16 protein-coding genes are annotated in these 22029 nt (G+C 35.7%); 2 read left to right on the plus strand and 14 right to left on the minus strand.

Annotated features, from left to right (window positions below; translation table 11 throughout):
* Positions 1-50 precede the first annotated feature (50 nt).
* The 6 genes from pafA to EZM65_RS03495 form a co-directional block, all read right to left on the minus strand.
* The gene (gene pafA / locus EZM65_RS03470; protein ID WP_136667123.1) at positions 51-1682 is read right to left on the minus strand and encodes an alkaline phosphatase PafA; all 1632 of its coding nucleotides are present in this window, start codon (positions 1680-1682) and stop codon (positions 51-53) included.
* A gap of 68 nt (positions 1683-1750) precedes the next feature.
* Positions 1751-2689, minus strand: a complete 939-nt coding sequence (locus tag EZM65_RS03475) for a nitronate monooxygenase family protein (RefSeq protein ID WP_136667124.1) — start codon at positions 2687-2689, stop codon at positions 1751-1753.
* A 40-nt stretch (positions 2690-2729) separates the two neighbouring features.
* Positions 2730-3917 carry a tRNA 2-thiouridine(34) synthase MnmA gene (gene mnmA / locus EZM65_RS03480; RefSeq protein WP_136667125.1) on the minus strand — a complete coding sequence of 396 codons (1188 nt, stop codon included), beginning with the start codon at positions 3915-3917 and terminating at the stop codon, positions 2730-2732.
* Positions 3918-3945: 28 nt separating this feature from the next.
* Positions 3946-4668 carry a toxin-antitoxin system YwqK family antitoxin gene (locus EZM65_RS03485; protein WP_136667126.1) on the minus strand — a complete coding sequence of 241 codons (723 nt, stop codon included), beginning with the start codon at positions 4666-4668 and terminating at the stop codon, positions 3946-3948.
* Positions 4669-4743: 75 nt separating this feature from the next.
* Positions 4744-5454 carry a LytTR family DNA-binding domain-containing protein gene (locus EZM65_RS03490; RefSeq protein ID WP_136667127.1) on the minus strand — a complete coding sequence of 237 codons (711 nt, stop codon included), beginning with the start codon at positions 5452-5454 and terminating at the stop codon, positions 4744-4746.
* A complete protein-coding gene (locus EZM65_RS03495) occupies positions 5444-6514 on the minus strand; it encodes a sensor histidine kinase (protein WP_248574813.1) in 1071 nt (356 codons plus the stop codon). Before EZM65_RS03495 ends, EZM65_RS03490 begins: the two co-directional genes overlap by 11 nt.
* Before the next feature lie 216 nt (positions 6515-6730).
* Between EZM65_RS03495 and EZM65_RS03500 the strand changes: the two genes are divergently transcribed.
* Positions 6731-9061 carry a TonB-dependent receptor domain-containing protein gene (locus tag EZM65_RS03500; RefSeq protein ID WP_136667128.1) on the plus strand — a complete coding sequence of 777 codons (2331 nt, stop codon included), beginning with the start codon at positions 6731-6733 and terminating at the stop codon, positions 9059-9061.
* A gap of 39 nt (positions 9062-9100) precedes the next feature.
* Here the strand turns inward: EZM65_RS03500 and proC are convergent, their stop codons facing one another.
* The 8 genes from proC to guaA form a co-directional block, all read right to left on the minus strand.
* A complete protein-coding gene (gene proC, locus EZM65_RS03505) occupies positions 9101-9901 on the minus strand; it encodes a pyrroline-5-carboxylate reductase (RefSeq protein WP_136667129.1) in 801 nt (266 codons plus the stop codon).
* A 101-nt stretch (positions 9902-10002) separates the two neighbouring features.
* Positions 10003-11883 carry a membrane protein insertase YidC gene (gene yidC / locus EZM65_RS03510; RefSeq protein WP_136667130.1) on the minus strand — a complete coding sequence of 627 codons (1881 nt, stop codon included), beginning with the start codon at positions 11881-11883 and terminating at the stop codon, positions 10003-10005.
* Between the two features lie 103 nt (positions 11884-11986).
* Complete coding sequence (locus tag EZM65_RS03515) at positions 11987-13597, minus strand: CTP synthase (protein ID WP_136667131.1); 1611 nt, start codon at positions 13595-13597, stop codon at positions 11987-11989.
* 730 nt (positions 13598-14327) lie between these two features.
* Positions 14328-14558 (minus strand): DUF3820 family protein, encoded by a 231-nt coding sequence (locus EZM65_RS03520; protein WP_136667132.1) that lies wholly within the window; start codon positions 14556-14558, stop codon positions 14328-14330.
* Between the two features lie 65 nt (positions 14559-14623).
* A complete protein-coding gene (locus EZM65_RS03525) occupies positions 14624-15028 on the minus strand; it encodes an OsmC family protein (protein ID WP_136667133.1) in 405 nt (134 codons plus the stop codon).
* A complete protein-coding gene (locus EZM65_RS03530; RefSeq protein ID WP_136667134.1) occupies positions 15028-16974 on the minus strand; it encodes a LysM peptidoglycan-binding domain-containing protein in 1947 nt (648 codons plus the stop codon). The genes EZM65_RS03525 and EZM65_RS03530 overlap by 1 nt, the downstream gene beginning before the upstream one ends.
* A gap of 39 nt (positions 16975-17013) precedes the next feature.
* Entirely contained in the window at positions 17014-18891 is a 1878-nt protein-coding gene (locus EZM65_RS03535) for a LysM peptidoglycan-binding domain-containing protein (protein ID WP_136667135.1), read from the minus strand.
* A gap of 103 nt (positions 18892-18994) precedes the next feature.
* Positions 18995-20524 (minus strand): glutamine-hydrolyzing GMP synthase, encoded by a 1530-nt coding sequence (guaA, locus tag EZM65_RS03540; protein WP_136667136.1) that lies wholly within the window; start codon positions 20522-20524, stop codon positions 18995-18997.
* A gap of 333 nt (positions 20525-20857) precedes the next feature.
* Here guaA and xerA point away from each other — a divergent pair, with 333 nt between their 5' ends.
* Entirely contained in the window at positions 20858-21901 is a 1044-nt protein-coding gene (gene xerA, locus EZM65_RS03545; protein ID WP_136667137.1) for a site-specific tyrosine recombinase/integron integrase, read from the plus strand.
* Positions 21902-22029 lie beyond the last annotated feature (128 nt).

The raw sequence follows: 22029 nt of genomic DNA on the forward strand, positions 1-22029 counted from the left end.
CCCCCAAATAATCTAAAACTATTTGGGGGTATTGTATTCATTAACTTTATCTATTTCGTCAAGACTTCTGTCATTACTTTTGCATCGGTTCCGTTAGGGAATGTTATTTTCAGCTTTTGGGCTAATGTTGGAGCTATCTGGGTAATTTCTTTTTTATCATAGCTTTCCCCTTTTTTGATACCCCACCCGTAAAACAAACAAGGCACATGGGTATCATAAGAATAAGGTGAACCATGCGATGTTCCGGTTCCCTGATATTGCATGTACGCCGGTTTGTCAACTATAATTAATTCTCCGTTTTGAATTGGATCATAACCTTTAGACACAAAATTCAAATAAGGATCTGCTACTGACCCGGCTATAATTTCACTTTCATCATAAACACGCTTCACTTGCTTTTGAGTATATAAAAACTCTTTAACAGCTTGTTTTACCTTAGCCAGCTCCAAACCTTTTTCTTTAATTTTTGCTTTATCCAAAAACACATTAAACGCTGAATAATTTAACAACAAATTATCTCCGAATTGTGCTTTTGTAAATTCAGAAATTGCATTTTCAATGTTTTTTTCATTCACATTGTCAACATCATACTTATTGTCTTTCAAGTGTGTTACATTTTCGGCTCCGGCATGATCAGCAGTCAGGAAAAGTAAGTAATTTCCTTTACCAACATTCAAATCCAGATATTGTATAAATGCCGCCAGTGTCTGATCCAAACGAAGGTAAGTATCCTGCAATTCAATAGAACGTGGTCCGAAAGTATGTCCGATATAATCAGTTGATGAAAAACTAACAGTCAGGAAGTCGGTTTCATCATCTTTCCCCAATTGCTCATTTTCAATGGTTTTCATAGCAAAATCAGCCAGTAGATTATTTCCGTAAGGGCTTGAACGCAAAATCGAAGCATCACCTGCCGCACTCATTTCAGCTAAATTATAAGGAAAAAAAGCTTGTTTTTTATTCAATTTACCCTCATACGGATTGTCATCCGGAAGACTTTCGTTATAAACCGATTTATCTTTTAATAATCCCCAACCCTGCGCGATATATTTTTCATAGTTCTTTTCACTATTAAATTTTGTCACCCATGCAGGTAAAGCTCCACCATAAAAAGTACTTGAAACGAAACTCCCTGTTTTGCTATACCAAAAAGCCCCGTTGGCAAAGTGTCCGGCAGGTAAAATAGCACCACGATCCTTAACACTCAACCCAAAAACCTTTCCTTTAAAATTAGTAGCTAAACGCAGCTCATCAGTAATCGTTGATGCCTGAAGTAATTTAGGAGACATTTTCCCTTCAGCTTCTGTTCCATCTCCTATAGTAGATACCGATGCATCATCTGTACAATAAACATCCTTACCCAAGGCTTTATTAAACCATTCGTTCCCTACAATACCATGAACCGCCGGTGTTGTTCCTGTATAAATTGAAGCATGACCGGGACCGGTAAAAGTAGGCATATAATTGTAATGCATATTGTGAAAAGTATAGCCTTCACGCATTAACCGTTTGAAACCGGTTTCTGAAAAATCATTGACAAAACGGTATAAATATTCCGTTTTCATTTGATCTACTACAATACCAACCACTAATTTTGGTTTTTTTAGTGTTTCATCATCACTTTTTTGAGCTTGAAAACTTAAAGTTGTTGAAAGCAGGCTCAATAAAAATATTTTCTTCATTATCTAAAAATTAAATCCAGTTATAAATTGGGGGTACAAATTTAAACAAAAAGTCCAAAGGTTTTTTATTAATAAGCCACAACTTCTTTTTTAGCCGTTTCAAATTCATTGATTACCTCATCAACAATTTGTTTGACTGGTTTGATATCATGAATTAAACCCGCAATTTGGCCAATTTCAAGTTCACCTTCCGCTAAATCCCCTTCAAACATACCTCTTTTGGCACGTGCACGCCCTAAAAGAGCTTTTAATTCCTCAGTCGAAGGACATTTTGTGTACAATTCCTGCACATCATTATAAAACTTATTTTTAATCAAACGAACAGGTGCTAATTCTTTCAAAGTCAGATGCGTTCCTCCTTCTTCGGTTTCAAGAATGGTCTGCTTAAAGTTTTCATGGGATGAGCTCTCTACCGATGCAGCAAACCGCGATCCCATTTGAACACCGTCAGCTCCAAGAACCATTGCCGCCAGCATTCCTCTGCCTGTCGCAATACCGCCTGCAGCTATTAATGGAATTTTGATTTTTTCCTTTACCATAGGAATTAATGTCAGTGTGGTAGTTTCTTCACGGCCGTTATGACCTCCAGCTTCAAAGCCTTCTGCAACTACAGCATCTACCCCAGCTTCCTGTGCCTTAAGCGCAAATTTGGAACTGCTTACCACATGCACAACTGTTATTCCTTTATCTTTTAAAAACTGCGTCCAGGTTTTAGGATTACCCGCCGAAGTAAATACGATTTTAACGCCTTCCTCAACTATAATCTGCATGATTTCTTCAATGTTGGGATACAGCATCGGCACATTTACCCCAAAAGGTTTATCCGTTGCTTTTTTACATTTTTGGATGTGTTCACGCAAAACTTCCGGATACATCGAACCCGCACCCAAAAGTCCAAGACCTCCGGCATTACTGACTGCACTGGCTAATTTATAACCTGAATTCCAAATCATTCCGCCTTGAACGATTGGGTATTTTATATTGAAAAGAGAAGTGATTTTATTCATTAATGTGTATTTTCCGTAAAAATACACAAATTAGACAATTTTAAGCAATAACTCCTGAACCTATTAGTTCCTCACCTATATGCCAGGATACAAACTGCCCTTGAGTGATTGCGGATTGCGGTTCATTGAATTCCACATACATGCCGGTATCAAATTGATGCAGCGTTGCTTCCTGTAACTCCTGACGGTATCGGATACGTGCTTTAACCTGCATTTTTTCACCCGCTTTCAATGCCAGATCCGTTCTAATCCAGTGAATTTCCTCATTGGCTACAAACAATGCTTTTTTAAACAGTCCCGGATGATTACTTCCCTGTCCTGTGTATATTTCATTGGTTTCCACATTAGTCGCAATAATAAACAAAGGTTCTTTCGTTCCTCCAATGTTTAATCCTTTGCGTTGTCCTATAGTATAATAATGTGCTCCCTGATGTTTTCCTTTCAATTTGCCCATTTCAGGTGTGTAATGAATACTCGCTGCTGCTGCTTTCAGTCTTTCTACTTCAGAAGCATATACAATTTCTTTTTGATTGTAGACTTCATGAGCTGCATCAATTTCGTATACAAAACCTTCTTTAGGCTGTAACTGCTGCTGTAAAAACTCAGGAAGTCTTACTTTACCTATGAAACACAAACCCTGCGAATCTTTTTTCTCGGCAGTAATTAAATCAATTTTTGAAGCAATTTCCCTTACCTGTGGCTTAGTCAGCTCACCGATTGGAAATAATGCTTTAGCTAATTGCTCTTGCGATAATTGACATAAAAAATAAGACTGATCTTTATTACCATCAACACCGGCTAAAAGCTGATACATTGGTTTGCCATCAATTTCGGTTTCAGCTTTACGGCAGTAATGTCCCGTTGCCACATAATCAGCACCTAAAGAAAGTGCTATTTTCATGAAAACATCAAATTTGATTTCACGGTTGCATAATACGTCGGGATTAGGAGTTCTTCCCTTTTCGTATTCTGCAAACATATAATCGACAATTTTTTCTTTGTATTGTTCGCTTAAATCTACCGTTTGAAAAGGGATTCCCAGTTTTTGCGCTACCAATAAAGCATCGTTACTATCTTCAAGCCAAGGACATTCGTTGGAAATAGTAACCGAATCGTCGTGCCAGTTTTTCATAAACAAGCCAATAACCTCATAGCCCTGCTCCTTTAATAAATAAGCAGCAACACTTGAATCGACTCCCCCTGATAAACCTACAACAACTCTTTTCATCTTTAAAAATTTAAGAGTGCAAAGGTAATTATTTCTTTTTAACCAAAGAAGGCTTCTTGTAACCGTTTATAGTATCGGTATTCACCTGTTTTACAAGGTTTTTATTAGAATCGTAGTAGCTCCATAAACCTTTTTTCTTGTCATCTTTATACTGACCTTCAATCAGCACAGATCCGCTGTCATCATAGACTTTATAAGCTCCCTGCATCTGCCCTTTTACATAAATAGCTTCTTCTTTAAGCGTTCCTGCTTTTGAATAAATTTTGGACACACCGTCTTTCAAACCATTCTTATAAGGTATTTCTTCAGCTAAAACTCCATCAGTAAAAAAGACTTTTCGCGAACCTTCAATCTTATCATCTACATAATTTTCGGTACACATTACAGATTTTAAACCTTTGTGATAATAAGTCCAAACGCCCTGACGCAATTTATTCACTACTTTCCCTTCACTTACTTTCAATCCGTTTTCATCATAAAAAATAGTATAAGCCCCGCCTTTCCCATCAAAATCACGGGTAGCTTTCAATATTTTTTTATCACTGTTAGCGTAATATTTAAACTGACCAGTTTCTTTTCCGTTTGCAAAAACTCCTTCATAACGAAGGACTTTGGAATCTTCGTAATAACCTTTCCATGAACCGTTTCTTTCTCCTTTAGCATTCAACTGGTTTTCAACTTTCTTATTAATCTGAGAGAAAGCACACATCGAAATTAAAACTAGAACAGGTATGAATTTATTAATTCTCATTGGGTAATTATTTTAAATATAAAACTCAAAATTATTGGTTTTATTTTCTAAAACAAAAATCAAGCCATTATATTCTTACTTCAACGAATCAATTAATTTTTGTGCCTGATCCTTAAAACTCACTCCTATAGGCAGTTCAATATTGTTTACTTCAATTTCAGTAGTTGAAAAAGCATTTATTTTGCTGTTATTAATTATAAACGAACGGTGAATCCGGGTAAATGTATCAGAAGGCAATTCCTGCTCCACATCACTGATTTTATATTTTGACACAACAGAATTTCCATCGGTTTTATGCACTTTTATATAATCTTTGATGCTTTCTATATAAACAATCTCACTTAGAACTATTTTATAATTTTTTCCGGAAGATTTTAATAAAATATAATCCTGTGTATTATCATTTTCCACAAAAGAAACTTTTTCAGAGTTATTTTCTCTCAAAAACCTGTCAACCGATTTAAAAAAACGTTCGAACGTAACAGGCTTCAATAAATAATCCACGACTTCCAACTCGTAACTTTCAATTGCAAAATCACGATATGCAGTTGTAAAAATTGTCTTAGGCGGATGTTTCAGGCTTTTCAAAAAATCGATTCCTGTGATATTCGGCATTTTAATATCCAGGAAAAGTAAATCAATTTGATGTGTATTAAGAATTTCAAATGCTTTCATTGCGTTATTGGCTGTGGCAACAACTTCCAGCACATCAATTTTTGAAATATGGTTTTCAATTAACCTTATAGCCAAAGGTTCATCATCAACTATAAGACATTTAATTTTCATGAGTAATTTCGTTTTTCAGGATTAAAGTTACACTAAATAGGCCATCATTTTTTTCTATGGACATACTGTAGCGTTTATCATATAACAACTCCAACTGTTTTTTTATATTGGTTAATCCAATAGATTCTTTTGTTTCGTCAACAACAGCCTCCAAATAGGTATTTACAACCGAAAACATTGTCTGATCTATCGTACTTTTTAACGTTATCAAGATTTTCGGTGAACCGCTGTCCTCCCCCGCACCATGCTTGAAAGCATTTTCAACCAATGAAAGAAAAACAAGCGGCGGTACCTGATTTTCAATTTCAACAGAAGAATCGACAGTTATTTCAAGCCTTTCATCATAACGCAATTTTTCCAGCTCGATGTAATCACCGATGAGTTTCATTTCGCTTGAAACAGAAACAAAATCACCGTTGCAGCGATACAATACATAATCCAGAATATCTGACAATTTTCCTATTGCCGAAGAAGTCTTTGGTGAATTATCAATAGACAGCGAGTAAATGTTATTGAGTGTGTTGAACAAAAAATGCGGATTAAGTTGTGAACGAAGTGACTTCAATTCGATTTCTGTTTTTTCTTTACTCAATAGCAGTCTTTTTTCTCTTTCCTTTGAATAATCAGAGAAAAATTTAGCCAGATAAAAAATGAAAGTAGCCGTTAAAACACTTGGTCCGTATTTAAAAGCGATATAGCGCAAATCTGTAAAAATTTCAAGTGGAGACTCTTGTGTAAAAGGCGCTTTACGTACTAACGGCTCTGCCAGATGAACCGTAGACAATCTGCTTAATGCAGCCAGTAAATAAACAGAAAACAAAAAAGTAATCCCGAATACCAAATAGCCTTTTTTGAGAAATTGTTCGGTTAAAAAATAATAGGCCGTTAAGTAAGCCATTACAGCACCAAAAAAAGCATCGCTGATATGGTAAACCACTATCTCTGTAAAACAATCTTCGTTTAAATTTGAAAAATCGCTGAATACTCCAACGGCAATAAAAACCAACCAAAACAAGGTGTGTTTTACAATTCTGGGCTGTTTAAAAATCTGTAAATCCATAATTTAAAATCTACCCAAATGTAACCAACTAACAGTTTTGACTGTCAAAGTATCGACCAATGGGTTATAATTGAACACGAATATAGCAAACCTGACGCCGAATTTGAAAAAAAAGCTTAAAACTGCTAAACATCTTCATTTTTGAGGTTTTCGTCTATAGTGGTTATGCTGTTTGTGAATTATAAACAATTTTGATCCAAATTAAAAAACGAACAGATGAAACAATTAATTTATGCCTTCGCCTTATTACTGCCGGCACTTATTTTTGGACAGGATGTAACAGTAAAAGGTGCTGTATTGGAAAAAACCAACCAAAACCCAATCGAATTAGCAAGTATCGCTTTTCTTGACAGTGAAACCAATGCTGTAATTCAAGAAACCACTTCGGACACCAAAGGACATTTTGAAGTAAAAATAAAACCCGGAAAGTACCACTTGCATATAAATTTCTTTGATTTCGAACCTGCAATACTTAATCAAGTTCAAATTTCAGAAGATAAAAACATAGGGAAAGTATTTCTAACAGCAAAAGAAACCAAAGTCCTTGATGAAGTTAAAGTAGTATCTGAAAAATCATCGATAGAAACCCGTCTGGATAAAAAAATATTCAATGTTGGAAAAGATTTGATATCCAAAGGAGGATCAGCAAATGATATCCTGAACAACGTACCTTCAGTAAGTGTAAATGCTACCGGCACCGTAAGTTTAAGAGGAAATTCAAGTGTACGCATACTCATAAACGGAAAACCTTCGGTTATGACACAAAACAACGGACTGGAGCAAATTCCGGCAGAGTCCATAGAGCGTGTTGAAGTAATCACAAATCCATCTGCACAATATGATGCTCAAGGAGCTTCGGGAATCATCAATATCATTTTGAAGAAAAACAAAGCGAATGGTTTTGGGAGTTCTGTTACCGGAACTGCCGGAGTTCCCAACAACAATTCGCTAGGTGTAAACATGAATTACAAAAAAGAAAAATTCAATCTTTTTAGCGACATCCGTTACGGAAGACTGACACTTTTTGGAGATGATAAATTATTCCGCACTAATTATGAAAACACTGCAGTGAGTGGTTATATTGACCAAAAAACAGACCGCATCCGTAACTTAAACCGTTTTAATCTTTATTTTGGGAGTGATTATTACATCAACCAAAACAACACTTTGACAGCAAGTTATTATTACCGCCATAATACAGCTAAAAGCAATGTGGACTATCTTTTCAGCTATTTGGATGCCAACAAAAATCAAACGCAGCGTATCACTGCAAAAGAATCTTATAGAGAACCTCAGATATCCAATCAGATTGAACTGAATTACGTTAAGAACTTTGCAAAAAAAGGCAAAAAACTAACCGCAAATATTCAGTATGACTTCTGGAATGATGATGAAAACGAATTCATTACCGAAAGAACCGAAACACCATCACCTACGGTAAAAACAATAAAAAGCCGTGATGTTGAGAGCAGTAAAGATGTGGTTTTTCAAACGGATATGTCGTTCCCTTTAACAGAGAAATCAAAATTCGATATTGGTTTAAAAGGTGAAATCAGAAGAATTAACAGTGATTACATCGTTTGGGACAATGCAGTTCAAATAGATTCTTTAACGAACCTACTACATTATGACGAGCGTATATTTGGTATATATTCACAATACTCAAACGGATATAAAAAATTTCAATACCAATTAGGATTACGTGCAGAACATTTCAATACAGGAAGCAGTGATTTAAAAGATGAATTCAAAACTGATAAGAATTACACTAAATTGTTCCCTACCGTTCATCTTACTTATGAAATAAAAAACAATTTTAATGTCCAGTTAAGCTACAGCCGAAGAATAGACAGACCCTCTTTTTACCAGCTAAATCCTTTTGGAGGAATTGCTGACAGAAGAAATATCAGAATTGGTAATCCTGACCTGAATCCAATGTATATCGACTCATACGAAATGGGAACTCTTTACAAATGGGAGAAATTCAGTCTAAATCCTTCGGTTTATCATCAACATACAATAAATCTTTTTGACATTACCGTTACCCGTAACAGCAATGATTATTTAGTTGAAAAATCAATCAACTCAGGAACCGAAAACCGTTATGGTTTTGAAATGAATGCAACTTATACTCCATACAAATGGTGGTTTTTATCGAGTGATTTCAATTTTTACAAATTTGACCAGAAAGGATTATTTACCGTGTCAGACAAAACCTGGTCGTCGAGATTAAACTCAAGAATAAAACTGAAATCATGGACAGTGCAAAACAATTTCAATATCATTGGGGCTAAAAAAACCGGGCAGATTGAATCACAGGAACAACTTTGGGCAGATATGGCTGTTGGTAAAGAATTCTGGAAAGAAAAAGCCAGTTTGACTTTCAAAATTGATAATATTTTCGACAGCCGAATCAGCAGAGATTACATCTCAGGCAAGAATTACACAATTGACGGAGAAAGAAGATTTACCGGCACAAGAGCATCGCTAACGTTCACTTACAAATTCAACCGCAAAAAAGGTGATAGAGATCGACTTCCGGAATAGAAAATACAAAAGCCGTTCATGACTGAACGGCTTTATTTATTATGCTCCTAACTCAATAGCTCTGCTGTTAGCGCTTTGCATTGCCTGAGCAATTATTTTATCAAGCGTATGAGAATCAAAAATTTTCAATGCACTTTCTGTAGTGCCGCCTTTAGAAGCAACCTTCACAATAAGCTCCTCATTAGATAAATTGCTTGCACTTTGAAGATTTATAGCTCCGAGAAAAGTCTGATGTACCAGAAGTTCAGCTTCGGATGAAGAAAACCCAAACTCTTCAGCAGCTTTAATCATTGCATTCATAAAATAAAACACATAAGCCGGCCCGCTTCCCGAAACAGCTGTGGCAGGATTTATTAATGATTCATCTTCGGCATAAATTGATTTTCCTGTCGTATTAATTAAATTCTGCACAATAAACAAATCTTTTCTATCTGTTTCTGCAGAAGCCGAAAAAACGGTCATGCCCATACCTATCTGCGTTCCCAAATTAGGCATCGAACGAATTACTTTCTTTACTCCTAATTTTTCTTTAATCTTTTCGATTGAAACACCAGCCATGACGGACAAGACAATCTGTTCGTCAGAAATAACCGGTTTTAACGTTTTGACTACTTCCTCAAAATCCTGTGGTTTTGTAGCAAGAATTACAATGTCTGAATCCGTAATTTTTAAGCTGGAAATATTGTAAAAATTAACCATCGGGATTCCTAAGGACATTTCGGGCATTGGCAATGTTCTTGTAATAACATGAATGTCTTCGCTTTTGATAAATCTTGATTTGATAAAACTACTGGCAAATGTTTTGCCTAAATTCCCGAAACCGATAATAGCAATTTTCATGATGTGTTGGATTAGTTTAGCATTTGTTTTATAAAAAATCCCTGTTTTAATCTTTTACAAGAATCAAAACAGGGACTGTATTTTAAAAAATATATTTTGTATTATTTATTTCCACGCGCTTTTTTCTGCGCTTCAGCTTGTTCCATGGCTTCCTGTAATTTTTGCTGGAACTTGCCGGGCTTTTTAGGCTCTTTTAATTTATTTTCCTGAATCTGCGCATGAATTTTTGCATCATCCACTAAGAATCTCTTGATATAGAACATCAATCCAAGAGTCATTAAGTTTGAAAACAAGTTGTACAAACTCAAACCGGAACCATAATTATTGAAGAAAATCAACATCATAACCGGAGAAATCCAAATCATCATTTTCATGATTTTACTCATGTCCGGCATACCTTCCTGAGGCGGTGCTGACATAGCCTGATCTCCTGTTGTATATTTCATATAGAAGAAAATCGCAATAGCTGCCAGAATTGGGAATAAACTCACATGGTCACCATACAATGGAATATTGAAAGGCAATTCAAAAATAGAGTCATACGAAGATAAATCTTTAGCCCATAAGAAACCTTGCTGTCTCAATTCAAGTGCAGACGGGAAGAACTGGAAAGACGCATACATAAACGGCAGCTGAATTAATGCCGGTACACAACCCGCCATTGGATTTACTCCAGCTTTGTTATACAATTTCATAGTTTCCTGCTGACGCTTAACCGGATCCTTGAATTTATCATTGATTTCGTTAAGTTCCGGACGCAAAACTTTCATTTTTGCCTGAGAAAGGAATGATTTATATGTGAACGGAGACATTGCCAATTTGATCAATACCGTAAACAAAATAATTGCAATACCGAAAGGTAAAAACGAACTGATCAAACCAAATAAAGGAACAAATATAAATTTGTTAATCCATCCGAAAATACCCCATCCCAAAGGAATAAGCTCATCTAAATTTCTATCGTAAGCATTTAATATTTTATAGTCAGCCGGTCCGTAGTACCAGTTCATCTTATAATCCAATTCACCATTAGAAAATGCTAAAGGAAGACTGGCTTTGAATTGTTTGGTAAAAGTTGTATCAACCGCATCATCTTTTACTAAGTTTTCAGAAGTCAGCTTCGCTGCTTTGACAGGCTTTTCAGTTAACAAAACAGAAGTAAAGAAATGTTGCTTAAATGCCACATATGTCAAATCCGCAACATCTTCCTCATCTTTTTCAGCCTTGTTTAGACTGGAATCTTTCCCATCTTCATATTCATAGATTGCTTCTGTGTAAGTATTTTCATATTTTACACTTTTTTCATTTCTGTAAGCTTTAAAATCCCAATTTAAATTAACCGGATTTGAAGTATTTAAAACAGATGCCAAACCTTGTGAACGAACATTAAAATCCAACATATAATCGTTAGGTTTTAATACATATTTATACTCTAAATATGAATTTTCGCCAGCTTTCAGTTTCATAGAAAGCACTTGGTTTCCGTCAACTTTAGTTAATACAGGCTCAAAAAATAAATCTTTGGTATTTAAAGCTTTACCTTCTTTAGTCTGTAAAGCAAGATTTAATTGCGCATTATTGTTTTTTACTAACTGAACCAAAGGTCCTTTATCATCAATTGATTTGAAATTCTTTAAAGTCGCTTCAGCAATATAACCACCTTTGTTGGCTATTTTTAAAGTAACCAATTCGTTTTCCAATGTAGTAAACTCATTTTTAGCCGATGGTAAACTTGCAGAATAAGCAAAACTCCCTAAAGTAGACTGCAATGCTTTTAATTGCGTAGAATCAGCAGCAGCTACAGCAGTCAGCTCAGTAGTTTCCTGAGTCTTAACTTTAGTTTTTTCTACCTGTTCTTTTTTAGCTTTTTCAGCCTTGATTTCAGCCTCAGTGGGTTTGTTTTGATACATAATCCACATCATGATTCCGAAAATCAAAACAAATCCGATAATCGAATTAAGGTCAAACTTTTTTTCTTCCATTTTTAATTTGGCTCAAAACATTAGGTTTGAGCTGTAAGCTTTATTTGTCTTTAGTTTTAAAAAATGTTACATCAAAGACCTTCCGTAAAGCTAAGAATGCAACTTAGTTTTTGTTTTTTACCGCGGCTTCCACAAATTTCACAAAAATAGGATGCGGATTTGCCACTGTACTCTTATATTCAGGATGATACTGAACACCTATAAAGAACGGGTGATTTTCTAATTCAATCACTTCAACTAAACCAGTGTCAGGATTAACTCCTGTTGCTTTTAAGCCTGCATTTTGCAAAGCTTCCAAATAATCACTGTTAAATTCATAACGGTGACGGTGGCGCTCTAAAATTTCTGCTTTACCATAAATTGAATGTGCCAGCGTATTTTCTTTTAACTGACATTTCCAGGCTCCTAAACGCATCGTTCCACCTTTGTCAGTAATATTTTTTTGCTCTTCCATTAAATTAATAACCGGATGAGCCGTATTTTGATTCATTTCTGTTGAATTGGCATCAGCATAACCTAAAACGTTACGCGAATACTCAATCACCGCCATCTGCATTCCCAAACAGATTCCGAAGAAAGGAATATTGTTTTCACGTGCATAACGTACTGTTTCGATTTTACCTTCAATTCCACGCTCGCCAAATCCCGGAGCAACAAGTATGCCGTCCAATCCTTTTAATTGATTTTCTGCCGTTTTGGCATCTAAATACTCAGAATGGATAGAAACTACATTTACTTTTGTCTCATTAGCCGCTCCCGCGTGAATAAATGCTTCTAAAATTGATTTGTAAGAATCCTGCAGTTCTACATATTTCCCTACCAAACCTATATTAACCTCATGCTTAGGGTTTTTCAACTGGTGCAAAAACTGATTCCATTGTGTTAAATCCGGAACGTTTTTTTCAGGTAAATCAAGCTTTTTCAAAGCTACTTTATCCAAACCTTCTTCCAACATTAAATTAGGAACGTCATATATAGTTGAAGCATCTATAGATTGAATTACTGCTTCTTTCTTCACATTGCAGAACAATGCTAATTTTTGACGTAGGTCCTGTGACAATTCGTGTTCCGTACGACAAACCAAAATATCCGCTTTGATACCACTTTCCATCAACGTTTTTACCGAGTGCTGTGTAGGTTTAGTTTTTAACTCACCTGCAGCCGATAAATAAGGAACTAATGTTAAGTGAATTACGATTCCGTTATCATCACCTAATTCCCATAACAATTGACGAACCGACTCTATATATGGCAATGATTCAATATCTCCTACTGTACCACCTATTTCAGTAATCACAATGTCGTAGTCACCACTTTTACCAAGCAACTGCATACGTTCCTTTATTTCATTAGTGATATGAGGTACAACCTGAACTGTTTTTCCAAGAAATTCTCCACGACGCTCTTTTTCAATTACAGATAAATACACTCTACCTGTAGTCACGTTGTTTGCCTGTGAAGTAGGCACGTTCAAAAACCTTTCGTAATGACCTAAATCCAAGTCCGTTTCAGCTCCATCATCAGTTACATAACATTCGCCGTGTTCATACGGATTTAAAGTTCCCGGATCGACATTGATATACGGGTCAAATTTTTGAATTGTTGTTCGGTAACCTCTTGCCTGCAATAATTTTGCTAACGAAGCTGCAATAATTCCTTTACCTAACGAAGAAGTTACACCTCCTGTAACAAAAATATACTTTGTTTGATTCATTGTGTTGTTGTGTTGTTGTTTAAAACCGCGCAAAAATACAACTATTTCTACCGAAATTCCAATTCCAAAATCTCAATTAACAAATAATTTTCAATGGTAATGGCAATAGTAAATTTCAATGGCAATTTTCAACAGCAATGGTCTAATTTTAATTTCAAGACACAATATGATTTAAACGCAAGGCTCGCTAGGATTTTAGGCGATGTACGCAAAGTATTAAAAGTCAATTAAGACAAAACATAATTACAGGTAATACGATTTTTTTGTGGACCTTGTGGTTAAAACTTACTATTTCTCAACCGCAAAGGGCGCAAGGATTTTACGCGATGTACGCAAAGAAATAAAGCAAAATAAAACAGTTGTTGTTGTTTTTTAAGCATTGCGAACTTTGCATTTTCTTTGTGGATCTTGCGGTTTAAACTTACTATTAACATTTCTTAACCGCAAAGGGCGCAAGGAGTTTACGTGATGTACGCAAAGAAATAAAGCAAAATAAAACAGTTGCTGTTGTTTTTTAAGCATTTCGAACTTTGCATTTTCTTTGTGGACCTTGCGGTTAAAACTTACTATTTCTTAACCGCAAAGGGCGCAAGGATTTTACGCGATGGACGAGAAGAAAGTTCAAAACAGCGTCCATAGCGAGCTTTGCCTCTACCTTNACGAGAAGAAAGTTCAAAACAGCGTCCATAGCGAGCTTTGCCTCTACCTTGTGGACCTTGCGGTTAAAAACTTATTTTTTAGGAAAATTTCTTCGGATGTTGCGAACCAGTTCTTCCAGTCCGTTGAGTTGCAGTTCGTACACAAGTTCCAGTTGCTGACCAAGCTGCCCTTTAGGAAAGCCTTTTTGTTTGTACCACACTATGTAATGTTCAGGTAGATCTATGAGATAACGCCCTTCGTATTTCCCGAAAGGCATTTTTGTGTGGGCGAGTTTTATGAGGAGGTCTTGGTTGGGTATCAAATCGAATTATAAATATGAGATTGTTTCGTTCTTCGCAATAACTTTATAAAGATAGCATATCAGAACTACTTCCAATTAAAAACAATTTCCTTTTTAATATCAGGATGTAAACTATAAAATACTGGACATGTCATTGCGGTTCTTTCTAAAATAGTTTTCGTTTTCTCATCAGGGTTAATGCTCATTGTAAAAGTCACATGTATTTCAGATATTCTTCTTGGATCAGCGGCCATAATTTTAGTCACTTCTGCAGTAGAACCTGAAAAATCAACATCCATATCACGGGCTTTGATGCCCATAACGGTAAACATGCATGAAGCCAATGCATTTGCCACTGTATCTGTAGGAGAAAAAGCCTCTCCTCTACCATTATTGTCCAGCGGCGCATCTGAAATAATTTCTGAACCTGAATTTATATGTATAGACGAAGTTCTTAACCCGCCTAAATAAGTCACTTTTGAAGTTGCCATTAATTAGCTTGTTTAATTGTTAAATCTGTATCGTAATATAAAATGTAAACTCCCTTGTTTACATAGCCACCTTCATGATTTGCAACATAATTGAATCGGTTTTCAATTTGCTCTGAAGCTGTTTCATCACAAGTTTCTGCAAACGGTTTTTCCTGCTGCAAACGCAACATGGTATCTAAAGTTACATCAAAACCACGTGTTGCGAACTGATTAGGCAGTACCTTATTTTTTCTTTTGTAGGCATTTTCAAAACGATCTGCTCCTGCCGAATTATTCACACGATATTGCGAAGGATAATGCATTTTAAGCTTTGTCAGTCTGCTCATTTGAATTTCCTCGAAATCCAGAGCCTCATTTTCTCCCAGAATCACTAACTTGATATCAAACTGTTTTTGCAGCGCCAATAAGTTGGTTGTAATAGAAAGAATCAAATTTGTTTTTTCGGTTTCCATTACCACATAATTTGTCTTTCCTGCCACTAACAGCGATTTTAAGTTAGCTGCATCAAGTGTACCTGCATCAGTAAAACTAACTAACTGAACATCTTTATGATTGTCAACAATAAATTGCTTAACCGATTGTTTTTTTGGATCTACTATTGCCAGCATGTTGCCTCCCTTGCTCCGCATAAAGTCGAACATGGCATTTTTCACATCATCATTTGATGGTGTTGCCTGAAATAAATTAGGATATTTTTTATCATAATCTTTAGACAAAGGAGAAATAACAGGTACCGTTTCCAGCAGTCCCGCTGTTTTTTCGACATTATTCTGATAAAAAGGACCAATTACGGCATCGAATGACTTCAAACTGTTTTCTTTAATCAGTCTGGCAACTGCCGATGTTGATCTGGTTTCATCAGAATCCAGAATCGTCACGTCAATATTCCCTCCCATTTTGTTGATAGAGTCAATTGCCATCAATGCCCCCGAATAAAACTCCAGAGTCATATTCAGGAATTTATCTTTTTTAAGTCGGGACTTGGTTGAATTAATTGTATCCTGGTCTAATTTATCTATATTAAAAGGCAGCAACAATGCTATTTTTTTAGTTTCCTGCTTTTTGAATGTTTTTGCTAAATCAGCATATTCTTTTTTAGCAAATACCGCTTTTTTAGCAGGAATTTTTATAACCATTCCATCTTTAACCCCATCTTTCAATTCAGGATTTAAAGCAATTAATTCCTCTTGAGTACATCCAAACTGAGTCGCCAAACCATAAATTGTTTCCTGAGACTTTACAGTGTAAACCTCCTGGACTTTACCATTCCCTTCAGGTGCAGTGATGACAATTACAGGTTTATTTTCTTCCTGTTTAGGCTGAATAACCGGCACTGTCACTTTTGGTCTTTCCCCTTTAATTATCAAAGTATATCCTAAAGGCAACTCTTTTCCAACAATTTCAGGATTTTTCTTTTCCAGTTCTTCAATTGTGATTCCGTATTGTCTTGCAATGCCGTATCTGGTTTCTTTCGGTTTCACAACATGAATTACCGGCAGTTTTTGCTGCGCTGGTTTTGAAGCATCAGTTTTTGAGACATTAGGCTTTGATGTTTCACCCTTTGAAGGAATAGTAATTACTTCGCCTATACTTAATCCGTTTTTTACTTCAGGATTAAGCGTTTCAATATCAGCAACCGCTACATTATATTCTTTGGCAATACTATATAAGGTTTCCTTTGCCGCTACGGTATGCTTAATTGTTTTCGCTTCCTTCTTTTTTACTGAAGTGACAGCAGATTTACCGGGAATTATAAGCAACGTATTTTCCGAAACACCCGCTTGTGCATCTGGATTTAGTTTATAGATATCCGAAGCCGTTACTCCGTATTTTTGAGCAATTTTAGTAATAGTTTCACCTTTTGCCACTTTATGTTTAATCACATTGCCTTGTGCGAAATTAACATTCAGACTTAACAATAATAAACACAAAAAAAACTTCTTCATACTTTTAAATTTTAACCGAAAAACTATTACCGCTCAAAGTTAGAGTTCTTTTTTGATTTGAACAATGAATAGGTTTTTAAATAATTCGGATTTGGGTTTTACTTTATATTCAAACAAGGCTTCATCAAGCGTTTTAAACACATCGGTGTATACATAATATCCAAAGTTGTTGATGTTATAAAAAAACTTTGTTTTACGTTCGCCGGAATAACTCAATCGCACTGCAAAATCATCTCTTTCCTTTGCTTCTGTAAAGGTGCTTGCCACCAGATAAAAGCCGTTTTCTATATCATTTAAATTATTGATTACTTCAATTTTTGTGGATTCACCCACCACATTCTGATTCAGCGACTTGCGGATTTCAGCGGGAGCAACGGGTTCCTCCTTAGCCGTTTCACCCATATTATTCTGCAGTCTTTCAAGTTTTACCATTGCCAGTTTATCATCATATTCACGCGCTTCCGCACTGTAAAAACTAGCTCTGGCAATTTTGCGTTTTAAAACCGTTTTCTGCTCTGAATCTATGGCATCAATTTTATCTAATAAAGCCTCTTTCTTTTGGTCTTCATTTACCAATTCATCATTTATTTTATCCATTTCTGCCAATGAAGCCAGATCCCGGTTGGATAAATTCTCACGGACTTTTATTTTATATTCATGATTTTCCTGTACTGTCAATCGCTGCACTTTTTGCAATATTCCCGTAAAAATCTTACGGTTTTCCGCCAAATCCTGTTTTAACTGCACAATCAGTTTGTTTGTTTCACCAATTTTAAGATGTGAATCGTGTTCCAGTTTTTTAGACTCTTCATAGGTTTCAATATCTTTTTCTTTTAGCTGTACCAAATCATATTCCATTGAAATAGCCAATGAGTCCAACTTTGCAATTAACACTTCCTGAATCTTTTTATTGGCATCTAAAATCAATCGTAGCTTCTCCATAGATCCTGTTTTAGATTCATCTATTGCATTCAGATTGATATTTAACTTATTCAGCGTAATCATTTTCTTGTTCAGTTCTTTTTGAACTTTTAAACGGTCTTCCAAATCTTCGATTCTAACTGTCTGTGCTTTTGACTTTTCAATTACCGCCTGTTTTTCTGCCAAGGCAATCATTAACTCTTCGCTTTCATTTTTGGCTTTAATCATCGATTTATTGATAGCCAGCTTATTCCCAATCACCAATCCGTTGATAATCTCAGGATTCTGCATTTCAAGCTGTTCAATAGTTATGCCATATTTTTTAGAAATCGAATATTTGGTTTCCTTAGGCTGTACTTCATGAAAAATAGTTTCTTTATTAATGATACGTGTGCGGCCGTCGACCGTTTTTTTCTTATTGGGAATTTCTATTTTTTGACCAATCTGCAATCCGTTTTTCAACACTTCAGCATTCAATTCGTCCAAATCCTTAACCGACACATTATACAATCTTGCAATACTGAATAAGGTTTCCTGTGACTGTACTTCATGAAACTTTCCGTCAAAAATCACTTTTCTGTCATACGCCAGAGGCTTTTCAGGAATATTTAATTCCTGCCCTTCCTTTAAACCATTCTTTACCAAATCAGGATTCGCATTCTGCAGATCTTCAACTGAAATATTATGCTGTTTTGAAATACTGTACAAAGTTTCTTTTGCCGTCACCTGATGCTTACTGTATTTCACTGAAGACACATCATTTTTTTTGAACAAATACGAAATTGAGTTTGCATTGGGAATCACCAGTACTGTGTTTTGCTGTATTCCTTTTTCGGCACCGGGATTCAACTTTACGATATCATTTACAGTTACATTGTATTTTTTTGCAATAGCCGGAAGTGTTTCATCTTTTTGAATTAAATGCTTAAAAGTCTTTTCCTGCTGGGCAAAAAAAGTTTGTGAAAGGCATAATAATGCCACAATAGCATATTTCATAGTCTTTGGTTTGTTTTGGTTTTTAGCTTGCAACCGCTCTTTAAAAAAAAAGCCGTTTCAAATATATACTGAAACGGCTTTTTTAACAATTTATTTTATTTTTTTATTCCCACTCGATTGTTGCAGGTGGTTTAGAGCTAATATCATACACTACTCTGTTAACACCTTTAACTTTGTTAATTATTTCGTTGGAAATTTTCATTAAAAACTCATACGGCAGATGTACCCAGTCAGCGGTCATACCATCAGTTGATTCAACCGCACGAAGCGCTACAACCTTTTCATACGTACGCTCATCACCCATTACCCCTACGCTGTTCACTGGAAGTAAAATTGCTCCGGCCTGCCATACTTTATCATAAAGACCATGATCTTTCAGCCCTTGAATAAAAATGTAATCAACCTCTTGTAATATTCTTACTTTTTCAGGTGTAATGTCACCCAGAATACGAATAGACAATCCAGGTCCCGGGAAAGGGTGGCGTCCTAATAATTCATCATCAATACCTAATGTTTTACCTACTCTACGTACTTCATCTTTGAACAGCATACGAAGAGGTTCTACGATTTGAAGTTTCATAAAATCCGGCAATCCACCAACATTATGATGTGATTTTATTGTAGCTGAAGGCCCTTTTACAGAAACCGATTCAATCACGTCAGGATAAATAGTTCCCTGTGCCAAGAATTTTACATCTTCAATTTTATGTGCTTCATCATCAAACACTTCAATGAAAACACGGCCAATAGTTTTACGTTTTGTTTCAGGATCATCAATACCTGCCAGTTCGGAAAGGAAACGTTCAGAAGAATCCACTCCTTTTACGTTTAATCCCATTCCTTCGTATTGTTTTAAAACGTTATGGAATTCGTTTTTACGGAGTAAACCGTTATTTACGAAAATACAGTATAAGTTTTTGCCAATAGCTTTATTTAATAAAACAGCCGCTACAGTAGAATCCACACCTCCTGAAAGCCCTAAAACAACTTTGTCGTTTCCGATTTTTGCTTTCATTTCGGCTACGATCTCTTCTACAAATGAATTAGGCGTAAAATTTTGAGGAACATGCGCAATCTTTACCAGGAAGTTTTCCAGCATTTGTTTACCATCTTCACTGTGGTATACTTCCGGGTGAAACTGAATAGCATAGGTAGTTTCTCCCTCGATACGGTAAGCGGCATTTTCAACATCTTTAGTTGAAGCCAAGCGAACACCGTTTGTCGGTATTTTTTTAATAGTATCGCTATGGCTCATCCATACCTGACTATTCATATTAACCTCATCAAAAAACAATTCATCTTCTTTGATGAAAGACAAATTTGCACGGCCATACTCACGGATATTGGAAGGCGCTACCTCTCCGCCGCTGAAATGCGCCAGGTATTGTGCCCCGTAACAAACTGCCAGCAATGGCATTTTACCGCGGATGTTTGACAAATCAGGATGCGGCGCATCTTCAGCTCTTACAGAAAAAGGGCTGCCTGATAAAATTACGGCTTTGTAACTTGAAAGATCACTTGGAACGTGATTGTAAGGGAAAATTTCGCAAAAAATATTTAACTCGCGAACGCGGCGCGCAATAAGCTGAGTGTATTGCGAACCAAAATCTAAAATTAGTACGTTGTGTTGCATGTGCAAAAATAGACATTTCTGTTAATCCTGAAAATAGTGTTGCCGAAAGTTTTATTTTTTTATACACAGTCATTTATTTTGCTTGTTTTTGGTTCGACAAGCTTAGCAACCTGTTTCGAATTTGCTCAGTAATCATGACTTCTCTCTATCAGCTATTAAAATTAGATTCATTTGGGTTTACTCGAAGTACAATCGGAGTATAAACAAAGTATTATCAAGATAATACATTCTCTTTTAAAATTAACTCATCAAACCAATCTATTAAAATTCGGCACTATTTTTAATATCATCTTTAAAAAAATGTTATTTTTGAAATAGTATAAGCCTTTAAAAATGAATTGGAAAGCCAAAGCTGTTTTGTATAAAAACATCCCTAGAATAGCTGTGTGTTTTGAAAAAAACACAGCACTTATAGCCAGAATAAAAACTTTTGAAGATGCCCGATGGAGTGCTAGTAAAAGATTTTGGCATTTACCGGATACAGAAGCCAACCGACTGCATTTTAAAGTTCCTTTAGCACACACCTTACTCCCTAATCAGGAAGGTATTGCGAGTATTACGGTTTTTAAAAACCATTTGTCCTCAAAGCGGTATAGTCCAAACACAATTGCAGCATATTGTGATGCTTTAAAATCCTTTTTGACATTTTTCAATACTAAATCAGTAAATGACGTTACAAATGAAGATGTTATTTTATTCAATAATGAATTTCTTCTAAAGAATAAATTATCAGCATCTTATCAAAATCAAATTGTGAATGCCATAAAATTATATTTCAATATTATTAACAATACTACAATTGACATAGATAAAGTACACCGCCCAAAAAGAGAAAAAAAGTTACCCAATGTTTTAAGCAAAAATGAAATAAAAGCTATACTTACAGCGCACAGCAACTTAAAACACAAAACGATGCTATCACTGATTTACAGTTGCGGTTTACGCAGAAGCGAGCTTTTAAGCTTGAAACCTTCAGATATTGATTCTAAAAGAGGAGTCGTAATTATTCGTCAAAGCAAGGGCAAAAAAGACAGAATCGTTCCTTTGTCATTAAAAATACTCGAAATGCTCCGAGAATATTATATGAGTTACAAACCCAAAACCTGGTTATTTGAAGGACAAACAAAAAACACAAAATACGATGAACGCAGTTTGTCGAATGTATTGAAACAAGCCCTAACAAAGTCAAATATAAATAAGCCGGTAAGCTTACATTGGCTACGACACAGCTACGCTACTCATTTATTGGAAAGCGGAACAGATTTACGTTACATACAAGAATTATTAGGACACAACAGCAGTAAAACAACCGAAATATACACTCATGTAAGCACCAAGAATATCCAACAAATAAAAAGTCCGTTTGACGATTTATAATCTTTTCTATATATTAGCAAAAAAAAGGTCATTTTATGGCACAAAGCCAACCTAAATCGGGTGGACAAGAGCCATTTTATGGCACATATATACAAGTTACCAGTAAGTGCCGAACCGACGCTCCGAAA

It is taken from the genome of Flavobacterium sp. H122 (assembly GCF_004959765.1).
GTDB lineage: Bacteria > Bacteroidota > Bacteroidia > Flavobacteriales > Flavobacteriaceae > Flavobacterium.

Excerpts from the sequence above, each read along its gene's own strand:
- EZM65_RS03535 (WP_136667135.1), bottom strand. The coding sequence starts at position 18,891 with ATGAAATATGCTATTGTGGCATTATTATGCCTTTCACAAACTTTTTTT.
- EZM65_RS03490 (WP_136667127.1), bottom strand. The coding sequence starts at position 5,454 with ATGAAAATTAAATGTCTTATAGTTGATGATGAACCTTTGGCTATAAGG.
- pafA (WP_136667123.1), bottom strand. The coding sequence starts at position 1,682 with ATGAAGAAAATATTTTTATTGAGCCTGCTTTCAACAACTTTAAGTTTT.
- EZM65_RS03500 (WP_136667128.1), top strand. The coding sequence starts at position 6,731 with ATGAAACAATTAATTTATGCCTTCGCCTTATTACTGCCGGCACTTATT.
- proC (WP_136667129.1), bottom strand. The coding sequence starts at position 9,901 with ATGAAAATTGCTATTATCGGTTTCGGGAATTTAGGCAAAACATTTGCC.
- EZM65_RS03525 (WP_136667133.1), bottom strand. The coding sequence starts at position 15,028 with ATGGCAACTTCAAAAGTGACTTATTTAGGCGGGTTAAGAACTTCGTCT.
- EZM65_RS03475 (WP_136667124.1), bottom strand. The coding sequence starts at position 2,689 with ATGAATAAAATCACTTCTCTTTTCAATATAAAATACCCAATCGTTCAA.
- EZM65_RS03515 (WP_136667131.1), bottom strand. The coding sequence starts at position 13,597 with ATGAATCAAACAAAGTATATTTTTGTTACAGGAGGTGTAACTTCTTCG.
- guaA (WP_136667136.1), bottom strand. The coding sequence starts at position 20,524 with ATGCAACACAACGTACTAATTTTAGATTTTGGTTCGCAATACACTCAG.
- EZM65_RS03495 (WP_248574813.1), bottom strand. The coding sequence starts at position 6,514 with ATGGATTTACAGATTTTTAAACAGCCCAGAATTGTAAAACACACCTTG.
- EZM65_RS03485 (WP_136667126.1), bottom strand. The coding sequence starts at position 4,668 with ATGAGAATTAATAAATTCATACCTGTTCTAGTTTTAATTTCGATGTGT.
- xerA (WP_136667137.1), top strand. The coding sequence starts at position 20,858 with ATGAATTGGAAAGCCAAAGCTGTTTTGTATAAAAACATCCCTAGAATA.
- EZM65_RS03530 (WP_136667134.1), bottom strand. The coding sequence starts at position 16,974 with ATGAAGAAGTTTTTTTTGTGTTTATTATTGTTAAGTCTGAATGTTAAT.
- yidC (WP_136667130.1), bottom strand. The coding sequence starts at position 11,883 with ATGGAAGAAAAAAAGTTTGACCTTAATTCGATTATCGGATTTGTTTTG.
- mnmA (WP_136667125.1), bottom strand. The coding sequence starts at position 3,917 with ATGAAAAGAGTTGTTGTAGGTTTATCAGGGGGAGTCGATTCAAGTGTT.